General features: G+C 58.2%; 18 protein-coding genes and 1 tRNA gene. 13 read left to right on the forward strand and 6 right to left on the reverse strand.

The genetic code is table 11. From position 1 onward, the window contains the following. Window positions 1–4 precede the first annotated feature (4 nt). The 5 genes from AD662_RS11025 to AD662_RS11045 all read right to left on the reverse strand — a co-directional run bounded on the left by AD662_RS11025 (window position 5) and on the right by AD662_RS11045 (window position 5,459). Window positions 5–1,027: an ABC transporter permease gene (locus AD662_RS11025; RefSeq protein ID WP_018608049.1), complete on the reverse strand. Its 1,023-nt coding sequence runs from the start codon at window positions 1,025–1,027 to the stop codon at window positions 5–7. Further along, window positions 1,027–2,085 carry a microcin C ABC transporter permease YejB gene (locus tag AD662_RS11030; RefSeq protein WP_018608051.1) on the reverse strand — a complete coding sequence of 353 codons (1,059 nt, stop codon included), beginning with the start codon at window positions 2,083–2,085 and terminating at the stop codon, window positions 1,027–1,029. The genes AD662_RS11025 and AD662_RS11030 overlap by 1 nt, the downstream gene beginning before the upstream one ends. Then, on the reverse strand, window positions 2,085–3,953 hold the full coding sequence (locus AD662_RS11035; protein WP_053187160.1) for an extracellular solute-binding protein: 1,869 nt from the start codon (window positions 3,951–3,953) through the stop codon (window positions 2,085–2,087). The genes AD662_RS11030 and AD662_RS11035 overlap by 1 nt, the downstream gene beginning before the upstream one ends. A 258-nt stretch (window positions 3,954–4,211) precedes the next feature. Beyond that, window positions 4,212–4,493: a peptidylprolyl isomerase gene (locus AD662_RS11040; RefSeq protein WP_053178838.1), complete on the reverse strand. Its 282-nt coding sequence runs from the start codon at window positions 4,491–4,493 to the stop codon at window positions 4,212–4,214. A gap of 96 nt (window positions 4,494–4,589) precedes the next feature. Continuing rightward, a complete protein-coding gene (locus AD662_RS11045) occupies window positions 4,590–5,459 on the reverse strand; it encodes an esterase/lipase family protein (protein WP_018608056.1) in 870 nt (289 codons plus the stop codon). A 410-nt stretch (window positions 5,460–5,869) separates the two neighbouring features. Here AD662_RS11045 and AD662_RS11050 point away from each other — a divergent pair, with 410 nt between their 5' ends. Further along, on the forward strand, window positions 5,870–6,844 hold the full coding sequence (locus AD662_RS11050) for a hypothetical protein (RefSeq protein ID WP_018608058.1): 975 nt from the start codon (window positions 5,870–5,872) through the stop codon (window positions 6,842–6,844). Window positions 6,845–7,117: 273 nt separating this feature from the next. Here the strand turns inward: AD662_RS11050 and AD662_RS11055 are convergent, their stop codons facing one another. Next, complete coding sequence (locus AD662_RS11055) at window positions 7,118–8,188, reverse strand: 3-deoxy-7-phosphoheptulonate synthase (RefSeq protein WP_018608060.1); 1,071 nt, start codon at window positions 8,186–8,188, stop codon at window positions 7,118–7,120. Window positions 8,189–8,804: 616 nt separating this feature from the next. Between AD662_RS11055 and AD662_RS11060 the strand changes: the two genes are divergently transcribed. The 12 genes from AD662_RS11060 to istB all read left to right on the forward strand — a co-directional run bounded on the left by AD662_RS11060 (window position 8,805) and on the right by istB (window position 21,817). After that, window positions 8,805–9,563 carry a carbon-nitrogen hydrolase family protein gene (locus tag AD662_RS11060; protein ID WP_018608062.1) on the forward strand — a complete coding sequence of 253 codons (759 nt, stop codon included), beginning with the start codon at window positions 8,805–8,807 and terminating at the stop codon, window positions 9,561–9,563. Window positions 9,564–9,573: 10 nt separating this feature from the next. Next, window positions 9,574–10,008: a GNAT family N-acetyltransferase gene (locus tag AD662_RS11065; protein ID WP_018608064.1), complete on the forward strand. Its 435-nt coding sequence runs from the start codon at window positions 9,574–9,576 to the stop codon at window positions 10,006–10,008. Window positions 10,009–10,134: 126 nt separating this feature from the next. Then, a complete protein-coding gene (gene gacA / locus AD662_RS11070) occupies window positions 10,135–10,776 on the forward strand; it encodes a response regulator transcription factor GacA (protein ID WP_003200277.1) in 642 nt (213 codons plus the stop codon). Window positions 10,777–10,778: 2 nt separating this feature from the next. Next, complete coding sequence (uvrC, locus tag AD662_RS11075; protein ID WP_018608068.1) at window positions 10,779–12,602, forward strand: excinuclease ABC subunit UvrC; 1,824 nt, start codon at window positions 10,779–10,781, stop codon at window positions 12,600–12,602. A gap of 32 nt (window positions 12,603–12,634) precedes the next feature. Further along, on the forward strand, window positions 12,635–13,195 hold the full coding sequence (gene pgsA, locus AD662_RS11080) for a CDP-diacylglycerol--glycerol-3-phosphate 3-phosphatidyltransferase (RefSeq protein WP_018608070.1): 561 nt from the start codon (window positions 12,635–12,637) through the stop codon (window positions 13,193–13,195). Window positions 13,196–13,258: 63 nt separating this feature from the next. Beyond that, window positions 13,259–13,334 (forward strand) — tRNA-Gly (locus AD662_RS11085). Window positions 13,335–13,556: 222 nt separating this feature from the next. After that, window positions 13,557–15,398 (forward strand): tyrosine-type recombinase/integrase, encoded by a 1,842-nt coding sequence (locus tag AD662_RS11090; protein ID WP_053187162.1) that lies wholly within the window; start codon window positions 13,557–13,559, stop codon window positions 15,396–15,398. A gap of 256 nt (window positions 15,399–15,654) precedes the next feature. Next, entirely contained in the window at window positions 15,655–16,464 is an 810-nt protein-coding gene (locus AD662_RS29635; protein WP_082308744.1) for a pentapeptide repeat-containing protein, read from the forward strand. Window positions 16,465–16,998: 534 nt separating this feature from the next. Continuing rightward, entirely contained in the window at window positions 16,999–18,870 is a 1,872-nt protein-coding gene (locus tag AD662_RS11100; RefSeq protein WP_235862393.1) for an ATP-dependent nuclease, read from the forward strand. A gap of 86 nt (window positions 18,871–18,956) precedes the next feature. Then, on the forward strand, window positions 18,957–19,418 hold the full coding sequence (locus AD662_RS11105) for a restriction endonuclease (RefSeq protein ID WP_053187168.1): 462 nt from the start codon (window positions 18,957–18,959) through the stop codon (window positions 19,416–19,418). Between the two features lie 103 nt (window positions 19,419–19,521). Beyond that, entirely contained in the window at window positions 19,522–21,021 is a 1,500-nt protein-coding gene (gene istA, locus AD662_RS11110; RefSeq protein ID WP_139213169.1) for an IS21 family transposase, read from the forward strand. Continuing rightward, complete coding sequence (istB, locus tag AD662_RS11115) at window positions 21,014–21,817, forward strand: IS21-like element ISPsy20 family helper ATPase IstB (protein ID WP_024677664.1); 804 nt, start codon at window positions 21,014–21,016, stop codon at window positions 21,815–21,817. Before istA ends, istB begins: the two co-directional genes overlap by 8 nt. The last annotated feature ends 417 nt before the right edge of the window (window positions 21,818–22,234 follow it).

Consider the following 22,234-nt stretch of genomic DNA (forward strand, 5'->3'; position numbering starts at 1 on the left):
CGTTTCATGATCGTGGGTCGAACGCGTCTCGCAACGCCTCGCCGATAAACACCAGTAGAGAAAGAATCAGTGCCAGGGTGAAAAACGCCGTCAGCCCCAGCCACGGCGCTTGCAGGTTTTGCTTGCCCTGGGCGATCAGTTCCCCCAGCGACGCGCTGCCGGCCGGCATGCCGAAGCCGAGGAAATCCAGGGCGGTGAGGGTGGAGATCGCCCCGGTGAGGATGAAGGGCAGATAGCTCAGGGTGGCGTTCATCGCGTTGGGCAGGATATGCCGCACGATCACCTTGCGGTCCGACAAACCCAGCGCCCGGGCGGCTTTCACGTATTCCAGGTTGCGCCCGCGCAGGAACTCGGCGCGGACCACGTCCACCAGGGCCAGCCAGGAAAACAGCGCCATGATCCCCAGCAACCACCAGAAATTCGGCTCGACGAAGCCGGACAGGATGATCAGCAGGTAGAGCACCGGCAGCCCGGACCAGACTTCCAGCAAGCGTTGCCCGAGCAAATCCACCCAGCCACCGTAATACCCCTGCAATGCACCGGCGGCGATACCGATCAGCGCGCTGATGGCGGTCAGGGCCAGGGCGAACAGGATCGACACCCGCGCACCGAAGATCACCCGGGCCAGCACGTCCCGGGACTGGTCATCGGTGCCCAGCCAGTTCACGGTCGAGGGTGGGCTCGGGGCCGGTTGGTTGAGGTCGTAATTGGGTGTGTCGTCGCTGAACGGGATCGGTGGGAACCACAGCCAGCCGCCGTCCTTGTGAATCAGGTTCTGCACGTAGCTGCTGCGGTAGTCGGCCTGGAACGGCAGCTGCCCACCAAATTCCTGTTCGGTATGGCGCTTGAACACCGGGAAATACAGCGAACCCTGGTAGCTGACCACCAGCGGCTTGTCATTGGCGATCAACTCGCCGCCCAGGCTCAGGATGAACAGGCCGATGAACAGCCACAGCGACCACCAGCCCCGGCGATTTTTCTTGAAACGTTCGAAGCGCCGGCGGCCCAAGGGGGAAAACTTGAACATCAGGCGTTCCTCGCGGCGAAGTCGATGCGCGGGTCCACCAGGGTGTAGCAGAGGTCGCCGACGAGTTTGATCAGCAGGCCGAACAGCGTAAAGATGAACAACGAGCCGAACACCACCGGATAATCCCGGGAGACCGCGGCCTCGTAGCTCATGCGTCCGAGGCCGTCGAGGGAAAAAATCACCTCGATCAACAAGGAGCCGGCGAAGAACACGCTGATGAACGCCTGGGGAATGCCCGATACCACCAGCAGCATCGCGTTGCGGAACACGTGACCGTACAGCACCCGTTGTTCGCTCATGCCTTTGGCCCGCGCGGTGACCACGTACTGGCGGGTGATTTCATTGAGGAACGAGTTCTTGGTCAGGATCGTCAGGGTGGCGAAGCCGCCGATCACCAGCGACGTCACGGGCAGCACCAGGTGCCAGAAGTAATCGGCGATCTTGCCCAGCGTCGACAGCGACTCGAAGTTATCCGACACCAGCCCGCGCACCGGAAACCAGTTCAGCGAGGTGCCGCCGGCGAACACCACGATCAGGAACATCGCGAAGAGGAACGCCGGCATCGCATAGCCAATGATGATCGCCGTGCTGCTCCAGACATCGAATGCCGAACCGTGACGCACCGCCTTGCGGATGCCCAGGGGGATCGACACCAGGTACGTGATCAGCGTCGCCCAGAGCCCGAGGGAAATGGTCACCGGCATCTTTTCCAGGATCAGGTCGGTGACCGTCGCGCCGCGGAAGAAACTCTTGCCGAAGTCCAGGCGAGCGTAACTGCTGAGCATCAGCCACAGGCGTTCGTGGGCCGGTTTATCGAAGCCGTATTGTTTCTCGATGTCCTTGATCAGTTGCGGATCCAGGCCGCGACTGGCGCGGGAGCTGCCGGTCATGGCATTGCCCGAACCGCCGACACTGGCGCCGCCGATGCCTTGCAGCTGGGCGATGGCCTGTTCCACCGGTCCGCCGGGCGCGGCCTGCACGATGACGAAATTCACCAGCAGGATAATCACCAGCGTGGGGATGATCAGCAGCAGGCGTCGCGCGATATAAGCCCACATCAATGCGGCCCTCCGGGTGTGCCGCGCTTGATGCGTTCGGCGCGCATCTGCTCGTTGGTCAACGGAGTGGTGCTCACTTCCCACCAGCTTTCGATGGCTTCGTCATTACTGGCCTGAACTTTCGGGATGCCGAAGCGGTTCCACCACACGGTCGAGCTGCCCGGCGGGTAATAGTTGGGAATCCAGTAGTAATTCCATTGCAGCACCCGGTCCAGTGAACGGGCGTGGTGGAGCATGTCGGCTTTGGTCGTGGCCTTGACCAGGCCGTCGATCAGGGCATCCACCGCCGGGTTCTGCAAGGCCATGTAGTTGTTGGCCCCCGGGTCGTTGGCGGCCGCCGAGCCGAAGTAGTTGTAGAGCTCCATGCCCGGCGATGTGCTGACGGGGTAGCCGGTGATGATCATGTCGTAGTCACGGCTCATCAGGCGATTGACGTACTGGGACGCGTCGATATGGCGGATGCTCATGTCGATGCCGATTTGCGCCAGGGTTCGTTTATAGGGCAGCAGCAGGCGGTCGATACCGTTCTGGCTGTTCAGGAACGTGAAGCTCAGCGGCTCGCCCTCGGCATTCACCAAGCGGTCGCCGTCGGGTTTCCAGCCGGCCTGTTCCAGCAGCGCCAGGGCTTGCAGTTGCTTGTCGCGGATCACGCCGCTGCCGTCGGTTTTCGGAGCCTGGAAGACTTGGGTGAAGACTTCGTCGGGAATCTGCCCGCGCAAGGGCTCGAGAATCGCCCGTTCGCCGGCATCGGGCAGTTCCCGGGCGGCAAGGTCAGTGTTGGAAAAGTAACTCTGCTGACGCACATAGACGTTGCGCATCATCTGGCGATTGCTCCATTCGAAATCCCAGAGCATCGCCAGGGCCTGGCGCACACGACGATCCTGGAACTGCGGTTTTTGCAGGTTGAAGACGAAACCCTGGGCAGTCTGGGGGGCTTGGGTGGCCAGGTGGGCCTTTTGCAGGCGACCATCCTGCAGGGCCGGGCCGTCATAGCCGATGGCGTAGCCGGTGGCGGAGAATTCGCGGTTGTAGTCATAGGCGCCGCCGCGCAGCACCTGGCGGGCGACGTCGGTGTCGCCAAAATACTCGATGCTGAAATGGTCGAAATTGTAGAGCCCACGACTGACCGGCAGGTCCTTGCCCCACCAATCGGCATTGCGCTTGAAGGTAATGCTGCGCCCGGAATCGACCTTGCTCACCCGGTAGGGGCCACTGCCCAGCGGGGCCTCGTAGCCGCCGCCGTTGGCGAAGTCGCGGGTCTTCCACCAGTGTTCGGGAAAGACCGGCAGGGTGGCGATGTCCAGGGGCAGGGTACGGCTTTCGTTGTTCTTGAAGTTGAAGCGAACGGTGCGTTCGTCCTCGACCACGACGTCCTTGACCGCCGCGAACTGGGTGCGATAGCGCAGGCTGCCCTGGGTCATCAACAGCTCGAAGCTGTAGCGCACGTCCTGGGCGGTAATGGGTTTGCCATCGGCGAAGCGCGCCTTCGGGTTCAGGTAGAAGCGCAGCGACAGGCCATCGTCGGCTCGCTCCATCTTCTGCGCCACCAGGCCGTAGACGGTATAGGGCTCATCCAGCGAGCGCTGGGCCAGTGGCGAATACAGCATCCCGTCGATCTGGCTGACGCCGATGCCTTTGTCGATATACGGCAGCACATGGTCGAAGTGGCCGATCTCGATGGCCGAGCGGCGCATAGTCCCGCCTTTGGGGGCCTGGGGATTGGTGTAGGCGAAGTGGCCGAAGCCTTCGGCGTATTTGGCCGGTTCGCCATAGACAGTCAGGGCATGTTGCGGTGCTGCATCGGCGCCGACGGCGCCTGTCAGCAGGACCACGGCAGTCAATAGCAGGGAAGGGAACGCCAGTCGCATTGTCAGCCTTAAAGCCGGGTGATCGATGACACGATTTGTACGCGAGCGGCGCATGAATCGCCAGCCCTTGTGGAGAAGGGATTTATCTGTGGGAGCAAGACCTGTGGGAGCAAGGCTTGCCCGCGATGGCCGCGCCACGGTCCAACAGCTAAGCCGCGTTATCGTTCATCGCGGGCAAGCCTTGCTCCCACAGCGGGGATAAATCCCCTCGCCACAATGAATCACATCACCCTTGAGTGAAGGGTATCTGTACCGGGATCAGTCCTGACGGCTGGTGACTTCCAGCAGGTGGTAGCCGAACTGGGTCTTGACCGGGCCCTGGACCACATTGATCGGTGCGCTGAATACCACGGTGTCGAATTCCTTGACCATCTGGCCCGGGCCGAACGAACCCAGGTCGCCGCCCTGACGGCTGGACGGGCAGGTGGAGTTGGCCTTGGCTACTTCGGCGAAATCTTTTCCGGCTTCGATCTGGGCCTTGAGTTCGTTGCACTTGTCTTCGGTGGAAACCAGGATGTGGCGGGCAGTGGCTTTGGCCATGAGGGAAATTCCTTTCGATGTAGTTAAAGGTGTTGAGCCTACCGGATTCATTGACGGGTTGTTGTCAAAATTGCGTCAAAACCTTGGACCCGGCGATCAAAGGCCGGCTTTGCGCAGGCGCTCGGCGTGGCGCAGGTAAAGCTCTGTGGGGTCTGTACCCTTGCGTGATATGCCGGCTCCTGGGCTGATGGCCTCCATATGGTCCATTGGATAGTCGGAGCGAATGACCTTGCCCAGGTGCGAACTGAAGCGTCCGACCAGGCCGTCGTTCTGCTCGGCTTCGGTGATGAAGTAGTCGGAAAAGGCGCGGCAGAAACCCTGCAAAGGCTCCGATGCTTGCCCCGTAGCCTCGCGCAACGTACCGCTCCATGAGTAGTAGCGCACGCCATTGACCCGGTCCGGGCCGTTCCCACCCCAGTGCTTCGGCAGGCCTTGGGGGTATTTGTCGTTGAAGGTGCCCACACCCTCAGTGGTCAACGTCGCCAGCGCGGCGACGGCGGTGGGCGATAGCTGCGCCTGCCCGTCAAGCAGCGAGATGAAATCGGCGAACAGTGTGGCGACGCCCCTTGCCACATGCCCCGGCAAGCGTCCGGGGGTAAGGGCCTTGTGCAGGAAGTCGGCCAGTTCGGAACCATGGTTGGGACCGCTGACCGACGTGACCGAGGCCACTTTGTCGGGTGCCAGCGCGGCGGCATACCGGGCGGCCAGCGCACCTTGGCTGTGGCCGATCAGGTTGACCCGGGCGGCACCGGTGCCGGCCAGGACCCGATCGATTTGCGCCAGCAGTTGTTCGCCTCTGGCCTCGTTGCAATGGGTGGCCGACAGGTACGGGATGAACACCCGGGCACCGCCTGCGCGTAGGGTTAGTTTGATGCCATGGAAAAGTTCGAAACCGCCGATCCTGTCAAACCCGAACAACCCATGGACCAACAGGATGGGAAATTGAGTGGTTGCATTCCGTTGCATGTTCGTACCTTTTTCGAAGAGGTTCACGATGAATTTGCGACTTCACTCTAATCCAGGCCTGTAATGGACGGTGTAGGAAGAAACCGCGCTGAACCGGGGAAACCGGAATAGAAAAAGTGGGAAGAATGGGAAATAGCCCGGTGCTGGCTAAAGGTGTAGGAGGTCTCCTATAACCCGAGTCGTTTGCAGCTACAGCTTTGAACGCCAGGGACCACCGCCGTTGTCGTCTTGTCTGGCTGTGGGTTTGGCGCGAACGGGTTTTAATGGCTCCATCGAGCGCCGTTATGCAAACGGTGCCTTCATCCAAGGACTGGAGCCTGTACATGATCACTTACCCCTCTCTTCAACGATCCCGTTCAACCTCAGGAGCAAGGCTGCCGCCACCGGTCCTGGCAGCGGCCAGAGACGGGGTGATCGACCCCGCTTGGCGCAAGGCCGTCGTTACCGTCAAGCCTTATCCGATGATGGCGTGCGGGGATGAGGTGCTGCTGCGTTGGCATGGGCTCAACAACGAGGGAGAGCCTTACCGACATGAAGTGGCCGGGTTCGTCACGGAGCGGCAAGTAGGGCGAGACGTCGTGTTCGTCGTGCGCGAACCGCATATCGCCGAGTTGGACGGTGGCTCGCTGGAGCTCTCCTACCAGGTGACGGGCAAACAGTTGCCGGCCACCCTGGTTTCGCAACATCTGCAACTGGACATCGGCGATGTATCACCGCAACTGCTGCCTGCCATTGCCAACGATGCGGTCGGTGGCAGCCTTGATCCGAGTCGGGTACCTGACGGAACGTGGGTGATGATTCGGCCCTACGCCAGGATGGCGGTCGGCGATCGGTTGATCCTGACGGCCAGCAAGGACTCCAACGCGCTTTGGCGCGATGTGCTGGAGATAGAAGCCCATGCTGTCGGTCGTGAGGTATCGCTCTGGGTCGATCATTCGCTGATCGCTCCCCATGTAGGGCACAACCTGGCCTTGGCCTATGTCGTCAGGCGCGGACATTCGGTGCGCCGTGCCGAGCCCTTGTCGGTGCACATCGGTCCTCTGCTGCGTCCTGCGTTGAAGGCGCCCAGGATCCGGGAGATGAACGACGGGTGGCTGGATGTCGACGATTTGCAAGAGGGGGTGACGATTGTCGTCGATGATCCCGGGCTTGAGGCGGGCGAGTTGGTCTGGTTGCAGTGCAACGGAAACTCGTCTTATGTCCTTGAACGCGAAATCACCGAGGCCACGGCGGGCCAACCGCTCGCTTTTGTGATTCCTGCGGTGTATTGGCAGGATCAAGGCGACAGGTCGGTGGACGTGTTCTATCAGGTCGAGCGCCTGGATGACGTCAGCCAGCGTTCCGAGTGGGTGACGGTCCAGGTTCGTTCCAGTGCGCCAGGCTGAGCGAGGCGCTCCCAGAGAAGATAATGCTGTTCACTTGGGAGGGGCGATAGATCTGTGGCGAGAGAGCCTGCTCCCGCTGGTCGCTGTAGGAGCTGTCGAGCGAAGCGAGGCTGCGATCTTTTGATCTTTCGCTCCAGACTCAATTGGCAATGGAAAGATCGCAGCCTCGTTTCACTCGACAGCTCCTACAGCGCAGCCCAACGGGAGCAAGTGCTCACCACAATGATCCAGACAAGCCACAGTATTTATCCCAGAAGAGGGCGCATTCGGACCTCAGGCTGGCAATCGCAGCTTGCGATGGGCTTCGCGCAGCAATAGCTCGGTGGACTCCCAGCCCAGGCAACCGTCGGTGACCGAGACGCCGTAGCGCATCGATGGGCTCAGCGGTTGGCAGCCTTCGAACAGATGGCTTTCGAGCATCATGCCGATCAGGGCGCGGTTCCCTTGCAGCCGTTGTTCCAGCACGTCGTTGAACACCTGCGGTTGGCGCAGCGGGTCTTTGCCGCTGTTGGCGTGGCTGCAGTCCACCATGATCCTGGCCGGTATCTTGAGGCGGGTCAGGTCGTGGTGTATCTGCGTGACGCTCTGCTGGTCGTAGTTCGGCCCGCGATGGCCGCCGCGTAGCACCAGGTGGGTGTCGGGGTTGCCCGGCGTCTGGATGATCGCTGGATGCCCCTGGCTATCCACGCCGAAATGCCGATGGGGATGGGCGGCAGAGCGCATGGCATCGCAGGCAATGCCGACCCCGCCGTCCGTGCCGTTCTTGAACCCCACGGGCATGCCCAGGCCGCTGGCCATTTCCCGATGGATCTGCGATTCGGTGGTGCGTGCACCGATGGCGACCCAACTGAGCAGGTCATCGAAGTAGCTGGCGGCCATGGGTTGCAACAGTTCGGTGGCGACGGGCAAGCCCAGTTGCAATATTTCGCGCATCAGTTCCCGGGACAGGGTCAGGCCGGCAGCCATGTCATCGCTGCCATCCAGGCCAGGATCGTAGGCCAGGCCTTTCCAGCCTACGGTCGTGCGGGGCTTTTCCACGTAGGCGCGCATGACCAGCAGCATGCTGTCGCTCACTTCATGGGCCACGCGAGCCAGGTTGGCGGCGTATTCGAGGGCGGATTTCGGGTCGTGGATCGAGCAGGGGCCAACGATGACCAGCAGGCGGGAGTCCTCACCCTCGAGGATCGCGCGGATGGCCTGGCGATGGGCGCTCACTTGATGGCTCAACGCGGTGCTGAGCGGCAATTGGTGCTTGAGTTGCAACGAGCTCGGCAGACGCAGGGTCAGGGCTTCGTTGGCAGGGTTGAGCGTGGACAGCGGCAAAGCGGAGACGGACGAATTCATGATTTGGCTTCCTGGACGGGCAGCGGGTTCATTCCCGCGCGCCGGTCCTAGTGGGGTGTTCGACAATTGGCCGGATTGGCCCGCAATTGAGGCTTGCCACCGGTAGGTGACCGATCGGAGGCGGCAGGCTGTCCCGAGCGGTGGCTGGTAAATCGCCAGGCGGAAAAACTGTCGTAACGGTAATAAGTGGCGTAGTTCATGGCTCAATCCTCAAGTTGTCTGGTGCTGCAAATGTGTGGGGCCTGAAAAAACAAAACCCCCGGTCGGGAGGCCGACCGGGGGTTTGGAAAACTCTGGAAGGCGACCCGTTTAAAGTGGGCGCCGGTTGGGTATCAGGCGCGCCAGTGGCTAAACCAATACCCAAAATAAAAGCTGACCGGAGTTTGAACGCTGTTCGCCCGGGCAGCCGCAACCGAGCGCGGGGCGCTGGCGGTTTGAAGCGGTGAGAGGGCGTTGAACATGGTCTGTCTCCGATGAATGGCCCTGAGCTTACTTGAGGACGGGGCGCCGGTTCAATCAGAAAATTCTATCGAGGGCATGCAATGGTTCACCCCGGCTTGAGTCCGCTGGGCTTTATGACAAACTTCAGGTTTGCAGCGCCTCCCAAGGATGACTCATGACCGCTCCAGCCTTCGCCGCCGCCCAGTCGATCTCCATCGCGGGGGACGTTCACGCCAACCTTCTGCGTCATCAGCATTTCATGCAGGCGGCCGCTGAGCAGGGCGTGCAGTTGCTAGTGTTTCCTGAGCTGTCGCTCACCGGCTACGAGCGCGGCCTGGCGGCGGATCTGGCCATCCTGCCGGAGGATGGCGTATTGCAACCGCTGCGCGACTTGGCCCGCGAGCTTGGCCTGACAGCGGTGGTGGGCATGCCCATTCGACTGTCGGCCGACGCTCCGGTGTTGATCGGCGCGTTGGTCCTCGGTGCCGATGGCTCCCTCGGGGTGTACAGCAAGCAGCATCTGCATCCGGGGGAAGAAGTCGCCTTCGCCCCGGGGCATGGCGGCTCGATGCTGACGATGGGGCAGGACCGCATCGCGCTGGCGGTGTGTGCCGATTTCTCCCACGCCAGCCATGCTGCCGCGGCAGCCGGGCAGGGCGCTACGCTGTATGCAGCAGGCGTGTTGATTACCGAAGGTGGCTACGTGCCCGATACGACGTTGTTGCAAGGCTATGCCCGGCAGCATGCCATGACTGTGCTGATGGCTAATCATGGCGGCGCTACTGGCGGTTGGGAGTCGGCTGGCCGCAGCGCCATCTGGGGCTCGGACGGTGCGCTGCTCGCGGCGGCGTCGGGTACGGGCGAGTTGTTAGTGATCGCTCGTCGCGACGCCAACGGCTGGGCCGGGCAAGTCGTGCCGGTGGCAGTGCTTTAATGAGGTATTCATGAGCTTCGAGTGGCGTGCCGCAACGAGCGAGGACATCGACTTCGCCCGGCAGCTGACCTGCGACAACATGCTTCCTTACTACCTCAGGCATGATTTGCTCTGGCAGGACGAAGCATTCGATCTGGCCTGGATCATTCGTCAGAACTGGATAATCAGTCGTGCCGGCCAGGCGCTGGGTTTTGTCAGTCTCAGTCGTGACGCCCGGGCGTTGTATATCCGGGAGCTGCAGATCGACGCGTCGTTTCGCGGGCAGGGCGCCGGGACCTGGACGATCGGACAGGTTTGGGGCCTGGTGGGGGTGGAGCGTCGCCCGGCGCTGCGCCTGACGGTGTTCAAGGATAATCCGGCCAGGGCGTTGTACGAACGCATGGGCCTGCACGTCGTGGGCGAGGACGAGTGTTTCCTGAGGATGCAGCGAGACGCCGGTGCTTGAAGCCTCGCGCGTTATCTCAATAAAGACGTGTTGTAACTTTTATCTGTCCCTTTGCGCTAGGTCTGCCGGACGCTTTTTGCTAAGGTGTTGTGCAACCCAAATAAGACCAAATCGTGAGGTGTCTGCTTGATTAGGGTGTTAGTGGTCGATGACCATGATCTCGTCCGTACGGGCATTACACGAATGCTGGCTGACATAGACGGCCTGCAGGTAGTTGGCCAAGCTGAATCCGGGGAAGAATCCCTGATCAAGGCGCGTGAATTGAAGCCCGACGTGGTGTTGATGGACGTCAAGATGCCTGGCATCGGCGGCCTTGAGGCCACGCGCAAGCTGCTGCGCAGTCACCCGGACATCAAGGTGGTCGCGGTGACCGTGTGCGAAGAGGATCCGTTTCCCACCCGGCTGTTGCAGGCGGGCGCGGCGGGCTACCTCACCAAGGGTGCTGGCTTGAACGAGATGGTCCAGGCCATTCGTCTGGTTTTTGCCGGGCAACGCTACATCAGCCCGCAAATCGCCCAGCAATTGGCGATCAAGTCGTTCCAGCCAACCAACGATTCTCCCTTCGATGCGCTGTCGGAGCGGGAAATCCAGATTGCCCTGATGATTGTCGGTTGCCAGAAGGTGCAGATCATCTCCGACAAGCTGTGCCTGTCGCCAAAAACCGTCAACACCTACCGCTATCGTATCTTCGAGAAGCTTTCGATCAGCAGTGACGTCGAATTGACACTGTTGGCGGTGCGCCACGGCATGGTCGATGCCAGCGCCTGAAAATGACTGATTTGTTTGATCCAAGCGCGTTCCTGTCCACTTGCAGCGGTCGCCCCGGCGTGTACCGCATGTTCGACGGCGACGCACGCCTGCTGTATGTCGGCAAGGCCAAGAACCTCAAGAAGCGCCTGGCCAGTTACTTTCGCAAGACCGGCCTCGCCCCGAAGACTGCCGCCCTGGTGGGGCGCATCGCGCAAATCGAAACGACGATCACCGCCAATGAAACCGAGGCGCTGCTGCTCGAGCAGACGCTGATCAAGGAATGGCGCCCGCCGTACAACATCCTGTTGCGCGACGACAAATCCTACCCGTATGTGTTTCTGTCCGACGGGGCCTTTCCGCGCCTGAGCATTCATCGGGGTGCCAAAAAGGCCAAGGGTCGCTATTTCGGTCCTTATCCCAGCGCCGGGGCGATTCGTGAGAGCCTCAGCCTGCTGCAGAAGACCTTTTTCGTTCGCCAGTGTGAAGACAGCTACTACAAGAACCGCACCCGGCCCTGCCTGCAATACCAGATCAAGCGCTGCAAGGCGCCTTGCGTGGGATTCGTCGAGCCGCAGGTCTATGCCGAAGACGTGCGTCACTCGGTGATGTTCCTGGAAGGCCGCAGCAATGCGCTGACCGATGAACTGTCGGCAGCCATGGAAGACGCGGCGGTCAACCTTGAGTTCGAACGGGCTGCCGAGCTGCGCGACCAGATTGGCCTGCTGCGCCGCGTGCAGGACCAGCAAAGCATGGAAGGGGGCAGCGGTGATGTCGATGTGATCGCCGCGTTCATCAATCCGGGCGGCGCCTGCGTGCATTTGATCAGCGTGCGGGGCGGTCGTGTGCTGGGTAGCAAGAACTTCTTTCCCCAAGTGGGTATCGAGGAGGACGTGGCCGAGGTCATGGCGGCGTTTCTGGGCCAGTACTACATCAGCAGTCCGGAACGCGACTTGCCTGCCGAGTTGATCGTCAACGTGGTCCACGAGGATTTCCCGGCCCTGATCGAAGCCATCGACAAGCTTCGCGGTCGTGAACTGACCATCAGCCACCGCGTTCGTGGCACCCGTGCCCGTTGGCAGCAACTGGCCGTGACCAACGCCGAACAGGCCCTGGGCGCGCGCCTGGCCAACCGTCAGCACGTGGCGGCGCGGTTCGATGCCCTGGCCGATGTCCTTAACCTGGACGAGCCGCCGCAGCGGCTGGAGTGCTACGACATCAGCCATTCCAGTGGCGAGGCAACGGTGGCGTCCTGCGTGGTGTTCGGCCCGGAAGGCCCGATCAAGTCCGATTACCGCCGTTACAACATCGAAGGTGTCACGCCTGGTGATGACTACGCGGCCATGCACCAGGCATTGATGCGCCGCTTCGGCAAGCTGAAGGACGGGGAGGGCAAGTTGCCGGACATCTTGCTAGTGGACGGCGGCAAGGGCCAATTGTCCATGGCCCGCGATGTGCTCAATGAGCTGATGGTCCCCGACCTGATCCTGCTGGGCGTGGCCAAGGGCGCGACGCGCAAGGCCGGCTTCGAGACCTTGTACCTGAACGACGCTGCCCATGAGTTCACCCTCAAGGGCGATTCGCCAGCGTTGCACCTGATCCAGCAGATCCGTGACGAAGCCCACCGTTTCGCCATCACCGGACACCGTGCCCGCCGTGGCAAGACGCGCCGTACGTCTACACTGGAAGGTGTGGCAGGCGTCGGCCCGACGCGCCGTCGCGACTTGTTGAAACATTTTGGTGGATTGCAGGAACTGTCTCGTGCCAGCATCGAGGAGATAGCCAAAGCACCCGGTATCAGTAAAAAGCTCGCTGAGTCGATTTATGCAAACCTGCACAGCGAGTAGAATGCCCGTCAACCTTGTAGCCAGTTGTGCCGATGAATATCCCAAATCTGATTACCGTTCTACGCGTCCTGCTCATTCCGATCTTCATTTTGCTGTTCTATTTGCCGTACCACTGGAGCTACGTGGCCTCCGCCTCGGTCTTTGCCTTCGCCGCCGCGACGGACTGGCTGGATGGTTACCTGGCGCGACGCCTGGAGCAGAGCACGCCGTTCGGTGCCTTCCTCGACCCGGTGGCCGACAAGCTGATGGTCGCAGTGGCCTTGGTGCTGCTGGTACAGGAACACGGCAACCTCTGGCTCACCTTGCCAGCGGCGGTGATCATCGGCCGCGAAATTGTCGTCTCGGCGCTGCGTGAGTGGATGGCCGAGCTGGGCGCCCGCGCCCAGGTCGCCGTGTCGAACCTCGGCAAATGGAAAACCGCCGCGCAGATGCTGGCGCTGGTGATCCTGCTGGCCAACCCTTCGGACTTCAGTTTCTGGGTGCTGTTGGGCTATGCGCTGTTGCTGGTTTCCGCCGGCCTGACGCTGTGGTCGATGGTCCAATACCTACGCGCCGCCTGGCCGCATCTGCGGACGGATGTAGAGCCGAAATAAAACTTTTTTGAATCAAGGGGTTGACGGCGTAATCTGAATCTATAGAATGCGCCACACCAAGACGCGGGAATAGCTCAGTTGGTAGAGCACGACCTTGCCAAGGTCGGGGTCGCGAGTTCGAGTCTCGTTTCCCGCTCCAAATATTGCGCTACAGAGTTCCACTGAATTCTGTAAGTGATTGAAATTAGGGCCTTTAGGCCCTTTTTTCGTTCCAGCGGGAACCACTGAAATCCAGCACTATCCGGTGCGTTTAAGTCCAGGATTGAGTCCAGAATCCTGACGCGTACCGAATCGGTTTGATGCTGGAGCAGTTTGCGCAACGAGATGAGCATCTGGCCCTGACTCTGTTCAGGAGCTCGCGATGGCACTCTCAGAAATGACAGTTCGGCACGCCCGAATCACCGGTAATGACTACACCCTCGGCGACAGTGATGGTCTCACACTCAATGTGACGGCCAGGGGCGGAAAAATCTGGCTCTTCCGTTACTACTGGGCAGGCAAGCAGAAGCGCATGTCCCTCGGTAGTTATCCCCAAATTGGGCTTAAAGAAGCCCGTACCCGTCGTGATAAAGCCCGTACCTTGGTTGCCCAGGGCATCAATCCCTATGAGCATCGCAAACAACAGCGGCTTGCTGTTCGTTTTGCGACAGAGCACACCTTCGAGGCCGTGTTCAATCAGTGGGTAGAGTTCCGCAGGCTAAGCCTGAAGGAAGGGCGGCAGAGCACGCTCTCGCAGATCTTGAGAATCTTCAATAAAGACGTCCTGCCCACCCTGGGCGGGCGGTCCATCTACGATATCAATCGTCACGATCTGCTGGATTTACTGAGCAGGATCGAACAGCGCAAGGCCTTAACGACAGCCGAAAAATGCCGGACCTGGTTCAACCAATTGTTCCGCTATGCGCTGGTGAAAATCGAGGGGCTGGAACACAACCCAGCTTCAGATCTTGACGTTGTCGCACTCCCCAAACCTCCGGTTACGCACAACCCATTTCTTCGTATGGACGAGCTTCCGGGATTGATGGCTGCTCTTCGAAATTACGGTGGCGCCAACCAAACTCGGCTTGGCCTTCGGTTGTTGCTGCTGACCGGTGTTCGCACGGGCGAATTGCGGTTGGCAACACCCGATCAGTTCGATCTGGAGAAGCGCTTGTGGATCATACCAGCGGAAGTGGTGAAACAACTTCAGCTAGCGATGCGGAAGCCAGGTAAACAGACCCAAAATGTACCGCCTTATATCGTGCCGCTGTCGGTACAGGCGCTGGAGATCGTGCGTCACTTGCTGGACCAGGTTGTCCCCGCACAGCGCTACTTATTTGCGCATCGAAGCGACCTGAGCAAGCGTATCAGTGAGAACACGCTGAATGGCGCGTTACGCCGGATGGGATATGCCGATCAACTCACTGGTCATGGGATGAGGGCGACGATCTCGACGGCACTGAACGAGATCGGATATCCGAAGGTGTGGGTTGATGCTCAGCTTTCTCATGCTGATCCGGACAAGGTGAGTGCGGCCTACAATCATGCGGAGTATGTCGAGCAGCGCCGGACGATGATGCAGGACTGGGCGAACCGTCTGGATCTTTGGGGGCAAGGCCAGCTGAAAGCGGCTAGCTCTCCGCTTACTATTCGTTTAGAGGGCGCAGCTTCGTTACCTTCGTTGGAAAGCGCGAACGCAAACGCCGTTCTGTACAGCAGTGGCTTCCCAGCGACGACGGTCCCAGCCTCTAAAAAGTCCGTAAGCAACGAACCGTTCCTTAACGCGGCTCAGTATTCACCTGTCCTACCTGCTTCAACGCAGACTGAACAGCTGCGTGAACCCCAAGTATCTGCGATACAACGTCAGCGCGCCGAGATGCTAGCTACCTATGAAGCTTCGAATAATTTGCCGCTGCTTGTCTTCGCCAAACTGGCAGGCAAATCCCGAGATCAGATCAACCGCGATATCAGGGCTCGGCGCCTGCTATCCCTGAGCTTGGGAAATCGCGGTCAGCGCATTCCCGATTGGCAGCTTGATCCATTGCGACAAAGGTTGGTGCTCGCCGTCTTGAAGCGGTTTCCAGATGTGGACTCTTGGCGGCTTTATCGGACGGTTTGTGAGCCTCATGAGCGACTGAAGGGGCGTTCGCCAATCGATGGGCTCACACTGGAGAATTTCGACTTAACTGCACGAATCGTTTGCCGCGCCCTGGGCCTAAGCTGAGATGCTATCTTCGAGCGGTGACAACGGATGTCACCGTTTGCGTTCAGAGACCAAACCGAATGTTAGCCCGAAATCGAAGTGGCAGCGTCTTGACGGCAGCACAGTAATTTCTCAATATTACATCACGCGCCACTGACGGAGGCGTTCGGCCCTAGCTTGGTGAAGCCCCTGCACCGTCGTGTTGCTCCCCCGCTTTTAAGCCATCTCAATGGTCAGCATCCTCTAGGGTTCCATGCTGATAATTTGAGGTTTGGTCATGAACACTCCAGATACACCTTCACTTTCGATTTTGAAGTCTGATGCTGAGGCACTTTTACGTGATGCTCGTGACGGCTGCCCAGACGCAGTGAGTCGACTTGTGCGACAAGGCTTTCGAAGAGTCGAGGAGCTAAAGCACGATACATGCTTGCGCGTCGTTGCCGAGGAGTATGGTACGACCTTCGCTGAGGCAGCCCACGAAGAGAAGCTGATTTCTCGTTATGTCCAGCATTCACAAGCAAATGGGTTCTGGCGTGAGCCTTATGGGTATCCATTTCGTCGTGCCCGGTACTTGCGGCAATTCGATGCTTTGGTGGAATGCCTTAGCGACCAGGTGCCTTTGGCTGAGGCCGCTCAGAAACGAGGCGTTGATTTCGCCGGTTTCCATTTCAGTAGCCTGCTATTCGGACGGATTGATCAGGTGCTAAGGCGACGCAAGGTGCCTGATTTTAGCCATCTTCAGGCTCCTGGCAGCCTTGTTCACTGGCACTGGGTATTGGACGTAATGAAGTTCAACCACGCAAATTTCAGTGACGCGAAATTTTATACGGTCACCGTAGACCCTCTCGTTCGTCCTGGCGGACATTTCTGGGTAGCGGATTTTAGCCATGCAGATCTGACGGGTGCTGACTTCCGTGGTTCGTACATGAGAGGTGCAAAATTTGTAGATGCCGACTTGGACGGCGCTGACTTCCGCAACGCCAACACCTTCGAAACAGACTTCACCGGATCACAGGGTACATATCTCACTGGAGAACTGGTGGATGAAGATTGGGTCGTCGGGCCGAAAAAGGGTAGTGCGTGCTAAGGCTAGCCGAAGAACATTTTCGACTAAGGCTTAAGGACAGAAGACTTTAGTGATTTAGACGAGCTAGCGAGTCGGCACTACACAGGCGTTTTATCCCGAGCCGCCTTTCTGGCCGTTAGCTCGCTTGATGGTATATGGAGAAACACCTGATGATGCCGCAGGATCTGAGATCCTATGCTCTTTATCTCCGTCTTCAACAAATTTTTATTGGTGGGTTGAGGTCGTAGAAATTTGTCAATGCCGCGTAAGCGTCCGGCGGACTCGCCCATCTGATGGATGTTCTGCCCTTTGACCTACCCATTGAGCAGAGATGAGATGCGGAGACCTTCTGCTATAGGTCAGGTAGGCCCAAGGTAGCGCATGGCCTGATCCAAACTTGGCATGTCATCAGCTTTGCTCTTAGGTGGCGAACGTCAACCGAAGCTGCGTAGCCGATGTATCCAATGAACCACGAGCTCCATATACTGGCTCAAGGCCATTTATTGGCGAAGTCGTGCCATGCGCGTGGCAGTATAGATAGATAGGAAGGAACCGATGCAAGATCTCGTGAACCCGGAAGACGCAGTAGAAATTGCAGACCTAGCGCCTGCCGTTAGCCGAATTATACGCATTAGGCGCCCACGACGCGTGACTGAAGATGTGGAAGAAGTTGAAAAACCTCAGCTCTTAGAAACTGCAGTGGTGTTTCCGGATACGCGCTCCACGCGTGCGAAGCGTTGGAGCCCTTTGGAGTCAATCACTGTTCAGAATTTTAAGGCTGCTAAGCGCGCTAGCATACCTTTGGGGAAAGTAACCATTCTGGTCGGCCCGAATGGGTGCGGTAAATCATCGGTACTTCAGGCTATACACTGGGCAGCTCGCGCCGCGAGCTACATTCTGCCGAAAAACACGAAAGAAATGATTTCTTTCGAGCGGCTAGACTACATACCCTCAAGTGATCCACTCTCAACGCTTCACAACGGTCAGTTAAAACCAGGAGCGACATCGACGCCTGTTGAGGTTGCCTTCAATCACGCGGCAGCCGGCGACGATCCGGTTCAGACTGTTGTGCGGTTAAGGGCGGCGAGGAATAAAGCTGGAATTACGGCCCATATCGACGGCGGAAATGCTGTCACTCCGTATAAGCAGCGGTTTCAGTTTCTCACTACCTATATACCTGGCTTGGCTGGCCTCTCTGAAAAGGAGGCCATCTTGGCGCAGCCATCATTGCGTAGACAGGCTGCCAGCGGTGATGCCGGAGGCGTCCTCCGAAACATACTCCTGAACCTCAAGGCTCGCAAAGCGGATGAACCTGATGGGTTGAAAGGGGAGGAGCGTTTGAGGCAGCTAAACTTGCTGCTGCAGAAAGTGCATCCTAACGTGTCCATCAATGTGTCCTACGATGACAGGGAAGACTTTCATATCTCAGCCACGGTGCATATGGATGGGTATAAAAGGCCGCTAGAAACCGCCGCTACAGGCATACTCCAAACGATTCAGATTTTTGCCTACCTCATTCTTTTTGAGCCAAGACTTATGTTGATTGATGAGCCAGATGCTCATCTCCATCCGAATCGACAAGAACGACTGATTGAAGCTCTGGAGCAAGCGGCTGATGAGCATAACACTCAGATCATCTTGTCTACACACAGCCCACATGTAGTTCGTGCAGCCAGCCCTATGACGAAGCTGGTATGGATGAGTGAGGGTGTAGTCAAGACAGATGATGACGAAGCGATACGCCGGCTTTTGGGATGGGGGGGGCTGGACAAATCTGTTTTATTCTTCATAGAAGATGAGGATGACAAACCTTTGCGGGCCATTCTCAAACAATGGCCTGAGCTTGGTCGCCAGCTGTCGCTGTGCCGATGTTTTGGGATCGAAAACCTTCCCAAAGACAAACTGCTTTCCGGCTTGCTAGTTGATGGCAGAATTGATGTAACTGCAGTAATCCATCGTGATGGTGACTTCATGACACCTCAGGAAGCGATCAAATGGGCCACAACATTCCGCACGAAGGGGGTGTATCCCTGGACAACCGCAGGATCTGATATTGAAGGATATTTCTGCTCAGCCGACTATCTGGCATCGCTGTATGGAATCTCGCTTGATGAAGCTGAGCAATGGCGGGAGACTGCGTCCAAGGCTGTAACTAAGGCACGAGCCGATTTTGTCTCAAAACGTCAAGTCATCAATAGACTCATTTGGCCAGATGGTGGTTCACCTGCAACTGATGACTTATGGGTTCAGGAGGCGGGACCTAGTCCAACGACCGTAAAAGGCAAGAAACTGTTGGCTCAAATCAAAGTTGTGGCTACCCAAAACGGCCACAGCGATAAGCTTCTGAGCACCTTCACCATTCCAGAGGGTTTTACGGTTGCTCCGGATCTGAAGGTCATTTTGGAGAAGGCATTAGCCAGGAGCTAAGCTGATGTACCCGCAGATAATACTGCTTAAGGCGATGGCTCTATGCGCCGACCACCACAACCATCACCGCAGGATTGGCGCGCAGTATGAGTTCGAACAAGTACGACCTTCATCAGCTTGGATGGAGCGATTTCCAGCAGCTTTGCATCAAGGTCGCAACTCAGGTTTTGGGTCAAACGGTTGAGTCTTTCCTGGAGGGGAACGACGGTGGCCGGGACGGTGCCTTTCAAGGTGAGTGGGTGCCCAAAACCGGCGAGCTATTGGCAGGCAGGTACGTCATTCAGTGCAAGTTCACCGCCCGGCGTGATCATAAGCTCAGCCTTTCGGATGTGGCGGACGAAATCGCTAAGGTGCGAAAGCTCGTGAAGCGGGGAGCCTGTGACGTCTATGTTCTGATGACCAACGCTGGGGTCACTGGGGCAAGCAGTCTCAAGATAGAAGAGGCTTTCGAGGATGCCGGTGTTGGTCATGTGTTGATATTCGACACGACCTGGATCTGCCAGAGGATCGAGGAAAATAGCAGTCTGAGGATGAACTGTTGCCGCTGACCGAAAACTGACCCAGTAGAGGCTGTTCTGCCGACTGAAAACTGACCCAGGTGTTCAACTGCTTCTGCTCACTTTTTGAGCAGGAGAACACAGGGTGATCAGCATGGAAATGTTGGGGAAAATCCGGCGGATGTACTTCCGCGACAAGCTCTCGCTGCATCAGATAGCCAAGCGTACCGGGCTTTCTAGAAACACCATCCGAAAATGGGTCAGAGCGCCCGAAGCCACTCAGCCGGCGTACCAACGGTGCGCAACCTTCAACAAACTCAGCCCTTTCCACGAGACGCTGGAACAGGCGCTCAAGGCCGATTCGTTCCGGCCAAAACACAACCGCAGGAGCGCCAAAGCGCTTTTCGACCAGATCAAGGCCGAGGGTTACGACGGCGGCTACAGCCAGCTCACGGCGTTTGTACGCTCTTGGCGAGGTGAGCAAGGCAAGTCTTTACGCGCTTTTGTACCGCTGACTTTTGCGCTCGGCGAGGCGTTTCAATTTGACTGGAGCGAAGAGAGTCTGCTGATCGGTGGCCTGTTTCGACGTATCCAGGTCTCCCACATGAAGCTGTGCGCCAGTCGCGCATTCTGGTTGGTTGCGTACCCCAGCCAAGGCCACGAGATGCTGTTTGATGCCCATACCCGTTCGTTTGGAGCGTTGGGTGGCGTGCCACGTCGCGGCATCTACGACAACATGAAAACGGCTGTCGACAAGGTCAACAAAGGCAAAGGCCGCACGGTCAACGCCCGGTTTTCCGTGATGTGCGCGCACTATCTGTTCGATCCGGACTTCTGCAACGTGGCCTCTGGCTGGGAGAAAGGCATCGTCGAAAAGAACGTGCAGGACAGCCGGAGACGAATCTGGCTCGATGCTCAAAACTGCATGTTCCATACCTTCGAGGAGCTGAACGTCTGGCTCGGCCAACGCTGTCGTACGCTCTGGGCCGAACTTGTACATCCGCAGTACAACGGTTTGACGGTGGCAGAAGTCCTGGAGCTGGAGCAGGCTGAAATGATGCCGATGCCGACGGCCTTTGATGGCTACGTGGAACGCACCGTCCGTGTCTCTAGCACCTGCCTGATCAGCGTGGCGCGCAATCGTTATTCGGTGCCTTGCGAGCGTGTTGGTCAGTGGGTCAGCAGCCGTTTGTACCCTTCGCGGATCGTGGTCATTGCCGACGAAACGGTGATCGCCAGCCATGAGCGCCTCTTTGATCGAGATCAGGTCAGTTTTGACTGGCAGCACTACATCCCACTCATCGAACGCAAGCCTGGTGCACTGCGCAATGGCGCGCCATTTGCTGATCTGCCAAAACCGTTACGGCTTCTCAAACGAGGGCTGAGGCGTCACACCAACGGTGATCGAATCATGATGCAGGTACTGGCTGCTGTGCCAATTGCGGGTCTCGAACCTGTGCTGGTGGCGGTGGAGCTGGTACTTGAATCGGGAAGTCTGAGCGCCGATCACATCCTCAATGTCCTTGCCCGCTTGACCTCCACCGCACCACCTCCCTGTGTAGAAACCAGCCTGCAACTCAAGGTCGCGCCTGTTGCCAATACGGCGCGCTACGACCGGCTCCGTACGACCGATGAGGAGAATCGCAATGCGTGACCTGATGACTGAACTCAAAGAACTGCGCCTGCACGGCATGGCCAGTGCTTGGGAAGAACTGGTATCTCAAGGAACAGCGTCGACGGCTTCATCGAAATGGCTGCTGGAACATCTGCTTCAGCAGGAACATGCAGATCGCGCGGTGCGCTCGGTGAATCATCAGATGAACATGGCAAAACTCCCCATGCACCGTGACTTAGCTGGCTTTGACTTCAGCGCTTCCAGCGCTGATGCCCGGCTGGTCAGCGATCTATCCAGCTTAGCGTTCACTGAAACCGCGCAGAATGTCGTGTTCATCGGCGGCCCTGGAACCGGGAAAACACACCTGGCCAGTGCCTTGGCTGTATCCGGAATTACGGCCCACAACAAACGCGTGCGCTTTTTCTCCACGGTGGATCTGGTCAATCTGCTGGAGCGTGAAAAGTACGATGGTAAGGCAGGCCGAATCGCCCAGGGACTGCTACGAACAGACCTGGTGATACTCGATGAGCTGGGGTATTTGCCCTTCAGTCAAAGCGGCGGTGCCCTGTTATTTCACCTGCTGTCCAAACTGTACGAACACACCAGCGTGGTTATCACCACCAACCTGAGCTTCTCGGAATGGTCGAGTGTGTTTGGCGACGCCAAAATGACTACGGCGCTGCTGGATCGGCTGACACACCACTGCCATATCGTTGAAACAGGCAACGAGTCTTACCGCCTGCAACACAGCACATTGGCTGCCCAGACAAAGATCAAAACACGCGAACGAAAGCGAAAGGACGGAAATGATATCGAGGACGATGAGCCATTTTGATCCGCACCATAAATGCCCTGCTGCATGCGGTGGGGCTTGATGCGTCTTTAATCGGAACACTGCTGCTAAGCTTATCCACAATTGCTGGGACAGAAATTAGCAATCCGTCCTGGGTCAATTTTCAATCGGCAGGGTGGGTCAGTTTTCAATCAGCGCCAACAGAATCACTCCATTGAGATGTTTTGCTCCTTAGCTTGCAAGTGAACGTATGGCTATTTTGGTGTGCTGCGAATCCCGAGTCTTAAAGAGAGGGGGGGGCGCCACGGTTGAGATATATGATGATCGTTTCGTAATGGTGTATTTATATTTTGTATGATTATAGAAGAGGTGATTTATTGGTGTGTTTGTGGAAGTTGTTGTTCGTCGTGTGAGTTCTCTTGATCTTGGCAGAAAAAAACAGGGGGTTGAGGTCCGCGG

It is taken from the genome of Pseudomonas kilonensis, assembly GCF_001269885.1.
GTDB lineage: Bacteria > Pseudomonadota > Gammaproteobacteria > Pseudomonadales > Pseudomonadaceae > Aquipseudomonas > Aquipseudomonas kilonensis.

Bases quoted from the DNA above. Each gene is read 5' to 3' on its own strand.
- AD662_RS11045 (WP_018608056.1), bottom strand. From the start codon at position 5,459: ATGCAACGGAATGCAACCACTCAATTTCCCATCCTGTTGGTCCATGGG.
- istB (WP_024677664.1), top strand. From the start codon at position 21,014: ATGCGTGACCTGATGACTGAACTCAAAGAACTGCGCCTGCACGGCATG.
- pgsA (WP_018608070.1), top strand. From the start codon at position 12,635: ATGAATATCCCAAATCTGATTACCGTTCTACGCGTCCTGCTCATTCCG.
- AD662_RS11100 (WP_235862393.1), top strand. From the start codon at position 16,999: ATGCAAGATCTCGTGAACCCGGAAGACGCAGTAGAAATTGCAGACCTA.
- AD662_RS11035 (WP_053187160.1), bottom strand. From the start codon at position 3,953: ATGCGACTGGCGTTCCCTTCCCTGCTATTGACTGCCGTGGTCCTGCTG.
- AD662_RS11025 (WP_018608049.1), bottom strand. From the start codon at position 1,027: ATGTTCAAGTTTTCCCCCTTGGGCCGCCGGCGCTTCGAACGTTTCAAG.
- AD662_RS11060 (WP_018608062.1), top strand. From the start codon at position 8,805: ATGACCGCTCCAGCCTTCGCCGCCGCCCAGTCGATCTCCATCGCGGGG.
- AD662_RS29635 (WP_082308744.1), top strand. From the start codon at position 15,655: ATGAACACTCCAGATACACCTTCACTTTCGATTTTGAAGTCTGATGCT.
- uvrC (WP_018608068.1), top strand. From the start codon at position 10,779: ATGACTGATTTGTTTGATCCAAGCGCGTTCCTGTCCACTTGCAGCGGT.
- AD662_RS11030 (WP_018608051.1), bottom strand. From the start codon at position 2,085: ATGTGGGCTTATATCGCGCGACGCCTGCTGCTGATCATCCCCACGCTG.
- AD662_RS11090 (WP_053187162.1), top strand. From the start codon at position 13,557: ATGGCACTCTCAGAAATGACAGTTCGGCACGCCCGAATCACCGGTAAT.
- AD662_RS11065 (WP_018608064.1), top strand. From the start codon at position 9,574: ATGAGCTTCGAGTGGCGTGCCGCAACGAGCGAGGACATCGACTTCGCC.
- AD662_RS11055 (WP_018608060.1), bottom strand. From the start codon at position 8,188: ATGAATTCGTCCGTCTCCGCTTTGCCGCTGTCCACGCTCAACCCTGCC.
- istA (WP_139213169.1), top strand. From the start codon at position 19,522: ATGGAAATGTTGGGGAAAATCCGGCGGATGTACTTCCGCGACAAGCTC.
- AD662_RS11105 (WP_053187168.1), top strand. From the start codon at position 18,957: ATGAGTTCGAACAAGTACGACCTTCATCAGCTTGGATGGAGCGATTTC.
- AD662_RS11040 (WP_053178838.1), bottom strand. From the start codon at position 4,493: ATGGCCAAAGCCACTGCCCGCCACATCCTGGTTTCCACCGAAGACAAG.